The organism is Caulobacter sp. 17J65-9 (genome assembly GCF_010975005.1).
GTDB lineage: Bacteria > Pseudomonadota > Alphaproteobacteria > Caulobacterales > Caulobacteraceae > 17J80-11.
In genome coordinates this window covers 1-4,424 of record NZ_JAAIVC010000233.1, presented here as the reverse complement: position 1 = coordinate 4,424, position 4,424 = coordinate 1, and the positions used below count along the sequence as shown (strand labels likewise).

Here is a 4,424-nt window from a genome sequence, read left to right as displayed (position 1 = left end):
CCCCCGTTCCGACCGCCGGCTCCGCCCGGCCGATGCGCAACCTCGCCCCCGACGCCAAGGAACAGGCGCCGATTATCGACGCCCAACCGGCCCGGCCGAAGGTCGAGCCGACCGTGCTCGAGCCGGACAAGCCGAAGGAAAGCGAAGCCGCCGACCGCCTGCGCGCGCGCCTGATGCGCTTCACCGGCTAGCCTCGCCCTACCGATCGTTCATTTGACACGCCCGCCTCCGCGCCGCGACATCGCTGCACGAGACGGGGGACTTCCATGATCGAGGCGATGAACCGGCGCGGCCTCCTGGGCGCGGCGCTTGGACTGGGCGCGGCGACGGCTCTGGGCGGGCGCGCCCTGGCCGGCGAGGACACGGCGGCGGTCGTCGAACGGCTGTTCCGCACCGGCCTGATCATCGACGGCAACCTGGCCCCGCCGATCGACGACTCCGCGCCGCTGCCCAAGGAATGGGCCGACAAGGTGCTGAGCTCGGCCCTGACGGCGGCCAAGGTCACCGTGGTCGGCCCGGGCACGGGCTACGACGACACCAAGACGATCCTGGCCGCCTACCAGACGTGCACCGAGATGAACCCGACGGTGTACCGCAACGTGCGGACCATGGCGGAGATCGAGGCCCTGCGCGGCAAGGGGCCGGTCGGCCTGATCTGGTCGTTCGAGACGACCGAGATGCTCGACGGGAAGCCCGAGCGGATCGCCGAGTTCGCGGCGCTGGGCGTGAAGGTGATGCAGCTCAGCTACAACACCGCCTCGCCGTTCGGCGGCGGGGTGATGACGCCGGCGGCGGAGGCCACCGGCCTGACGGAGCTCGGCCGCCAGGCGATCGCGTCGATGGAAGCGAACCGCGTGGCCCTGGACCTCAGCCACGCCGACGAGCGGACGACGCTGGACGCCGTCCGCGTGTACAAGCGCCCGCCCCTGCTGACCCACACGGGCGCTGCAGCCGTCCACCCGCATCCGCGCAACAAGTCCGACCGGGCGATCCGGGCGGTGGCCGACAAGGGCGGGGTGGTCGGGATCTACGACCTCTCGTTCATCACCCCGCTGCGCCCCAGCCAGCCGACCGTCGACGACTACATGGCCCACCTGATGCACGTGCTGAAGGTCGCCGGCGAGGACCATGTCGGGGTCGGCAGCGACGCCGTCCTGACCGGATGGGACACCTCGCCCGAGAGCATGAAGCGCTGGGACGAACAGAACGCGGACCGCAAGAAGCGCGGCGTGGCCGCCCCCGAGGAAGGCCGTCCGCCCTACGTCGAGGGCATGAACAGCCCCGACCGCATGAAGGTCGTCGCCGCCGAACTGCTCAAGCGCGGCGTCAGGGAGCGTGCCGTGGCGAAGATCATGGGCGGCAACTTCGCGCGGGTCTTCCGGGACTGCTGGGGCGGCTAGAGGCCGCCCGGCGAGACCGTCGTTCCGCCAAGCTGGAACGAAGCGGCGTCTCCAGCCATAGAGAGAGGTTCCACCAGGAGCCCTCGATGCGCACCGACACGCCGCAGCCCGTCCGCCTCGCCGACTATCGCCCGACGGCCTATGTGGCGGACGAGGTGGAGCTGACCTTCCGGCTGCACCCGACGGCCACGCGCGTGCTCGCGCGCCTGCACCTGCGCCGCCAGGAAGGCCAGCCGGGCGGCACGGTCTTCCTGAACGGCGAACGGCTGAAGCCCATCTCGTTCGCCATCAACGGCGAGCCGCTGAGCGACGCCGGCTTCACCATCACCGACGAGGGCCTGACCCTCCACGACGCGCCCGACGACTTCATCCTGGAGACCGAGGTCGAGATCGACCCGCAGGGCAACACGGCGCTGGAGGGCCTCTACATCTCCGGCGGGCGCTTCTGCACCCAGTGCGAGGCCGAGGGCTTCCGCAAGATCACCTGGTTCCTGGACCGCCCCGACGTCCTGACCCGCTACATGGTGCGCATCGAGGCCGAGACGGCCGCCTATCCGCACCTGCTCTCCAACGGCAACCTGGTCGAGCAGGGCGAGATGGAGAGCGGTCGCCACTACGCCGTCTGGCGCGATCCCTTCCCCAAGCCCTGCTACCTGTTCGCCCTGGTCGCCGGCCAGCTGGACGTGCTGAGCGACAGCTTCACCACCATGAGCGGCCGCCACATCGACCTGCGGGTCTATGTCGACCTCGGCCAGGCCGAGCGCGCCACCTACGCCATGGACGCGCTGAAGCGGTCGATGAAGTGGGACGAGCAGACCTACGGCCGCGAGTACGACCTCGACCTGTTCATGATCGTCGCCGTGCGCGACTTCAATTTCGGGGCGATGGAGAACAAGGGCCTGAACATCTTCAACTCCTCGCTGCTGCTGGCCGACCCGTCGACCGCCACCGACGTCGACTACGAGCGCATCGAGAGCGTCGTCGCCCACGAGTACTTCCACAACTGGACCGGCAACCGGATCACCTGCCGCGACTGGTTCCAGCTGTGCGTGAAGGAGGGCCTGACCGTCTTCCGCGACCAGGGCTTCTCGGCCGACATGCGCGGCGCGGCGGTCCAGCGGATCAAGGACGTAAAGGCGCTGCGCGCGCGCCAGTTTCCTGAAGACCAGGGCCCGCTGGCCCACCCGGCCCGGCCGACCACCTACTTCAAGATCGACAACTTCTACACCGCGACGGTCTACGAGAAGGGCTCGGAGATCATCCGCATGCTGCGCACCCTGCTGGGGCCGGAGGACTTCCGGCGCGGCATGGACGTCTACTTCGACAAGTTCGACGGCCACGCGGTGACGGTCGAGGACTTCGTCGGCGTCTTCGCCGAGACCACCGGGCGCGACCTGTCGAAGTTCTTCCTCTGGTACGCCCAGGCCGGCACGCCGGAGGTCCACCTGGAAGTCGACTACGACGCCGACGCGAAGGCGGTGGACCTGCGCCTGACCCAGACCACCCCGCCCACGCCCGGCCAGCCGGACAAGGAATGCCTGCCGGTGCCGATCCGGATCGGCCTGCTGGACGAGGAGGGCCGGCCCCAGAGCTTCGTGCCGCCGGACGCCGACGCGCCCGTGCAGGAATACGTGCTGGTGCTGGAATCCGCCGACCAGACCGTGCGCCTGACCGGCGTCGAGCGGCCGCCCGTGGTGTCGCCGGGGCGCGGCTTCTCGGCCCCGGTCGTGCTGTCGACCGACGCGCCGGACGAGCACCGCTTCGTGCGCCTGGCGTCGGATCCGGACCTGTTCGCGCGCTGGGAGGCCGGCCAGAACCTGGCCCGCGACCTGATCCTGGCCCGCGCCGAGGGCCGCGCCGACCTGGAGGGCGAGGCCCGCTACGCCGCCGCGGTCGGACGCGCCCTGGCCGACCAGTCCTCGAACGAGGCCTTCAAGGCGCTCTTGCTGTCGCCGCCCATCGAGCAGGACCTGGCGCTGTGCATGTCGCCGGCCGACCCGGCCGCCCTGCACGACGCGCGCGAGACCCTGCGGGCGACCATCGCCACGCGCCTGCGCGCCGAGCTGGAGCGCCTGCACGAGGGCCTGACCGATCCCGGGCCGTTCTCGCCCGACGCGGCCGGGGCCGGTCGGCGCTCGTTGCGCAACGGCGTGCTGGACCTGCTGGCCTCGGTCGGCCTGCAGGAAGACACCGACCGGGCGCGGGCTCACTACGACGCCTCCACCAACATGACCGACGCCATGGGGGCGATGAACGCCCTGGTGCAGATCGGCGGGCTGGCCTGCGAGACGGTGCTGAACGACTTCTACGAGCGCTGGCGGCACGAGCCGCTGGTCGTCGACAAATGGTTCTCCGTCCAGGCCCGCACCTCGGCGCCCGACGCGGTCGCGCGGGTGCAGAAACTGGCCTCGCACCCGGCCTTCGACGCCAAGAATCCCAATCGTTTGCGGGCCCTGGTGCAGACCTTCGCCAGCGGCAATCCCTACCGCTTCCACGACTCGTCGGGGGCCGGCTACCGCTTCCTGGCGGACCAGATTCTGGCGGTCGACGCCTTCAATCCGATGACCGCCGCGCGCCTGGTCGAGCCGCTCGGAGGCTGGCGCCGCTACCGTCCGGAACTGGGCGCTTTGATGCGCGGCGAGCTCGCCCGCATCCTCGCCCACCCCGGTCTTTCGGCCAATGTTCGCGAACTCGCCTCCAAGGCGTTGGAGACGTGAGGCGGTTCGCCTGTCGACAGGTGTGAAACCTCTGGTTTAACCTCGGATCCGGAGTGGGAATCGGGGGGAGCTGCCGGTGGTTGGCCGCGGCCGCTCACAGGAGTACCGCAGGTCGGGTGACGACCTGGCGACGCGCCACGGCGCGGTTGTACCCCTTTGGGTTCGCGTCTCCGTGCTGTGCGCCGCGCTGGGCCTGACCGCCGCCACCGTCTTCTACGCCCGAGAGCTCTACGGCGTGCCGAGCGAGGCCCGCCCGGCCGCGCGCACCGAGCTGAACGCCCGCGCCGAACTGGCCGCCGCCCGGCTG

The 4,424-nt window shown here is 70.5% G+C and carries 3 protein-coding genes; all 3 read left to right on the top strand.

Translation table 11 applies throughout. The features are described from left to right. Positions 1 to 191, top strand: a 191-nt coding sequence (locus tag G3573_RS20320) for a hypothetical protein (RefSeq protein WP_163263488.1), incomplete at its 5' end; no start/stop codon positions are given. A gap of 75 nt (positions 192 to 266) precedes the next feature. Next, the gene (locus tag G3573_RS20315; protein WP_163263487.1) at positions 267 to 1,400 is read left to right on the top strand and encodes a membrane dipeptidase; all 1,134 of its coding nucleotides are present in this window, start codon (positions 267 to 269) and stop codon (positions 1,398 to 1,400) included. 86 nt (positions 1,401 to 1,486) lie between these two features. Beyond that, positions 1,487 to 4,117, top strand: coding sequence for an aminopeptidase N (gene pepN, locus G3573_RS20310; RefSeq protein WP_163263486.1), 2,631 nt, complete (start codon positions 1,487 to 1,489; stop codon positions 4,115 to 4,117). Positions 4,118 to 4,424: the final 307 nt, after the last annotated feature.

Coding starts and splice junctions, on each gene's coding strand:
- G3573_RS20315 (WP_163263487.1), top strand. CDS start 267: ATGATCGAGGCGATGAACCGGCGCGGCCTCCTGGGCGCGGCGCTTGGA.
- pepN (WP_163263486.1), top strand. CDS start 1,487: ATGCGCACCGACACGCCGCAGCCCGTCCGCCTCGCCGACTATCGCCCG.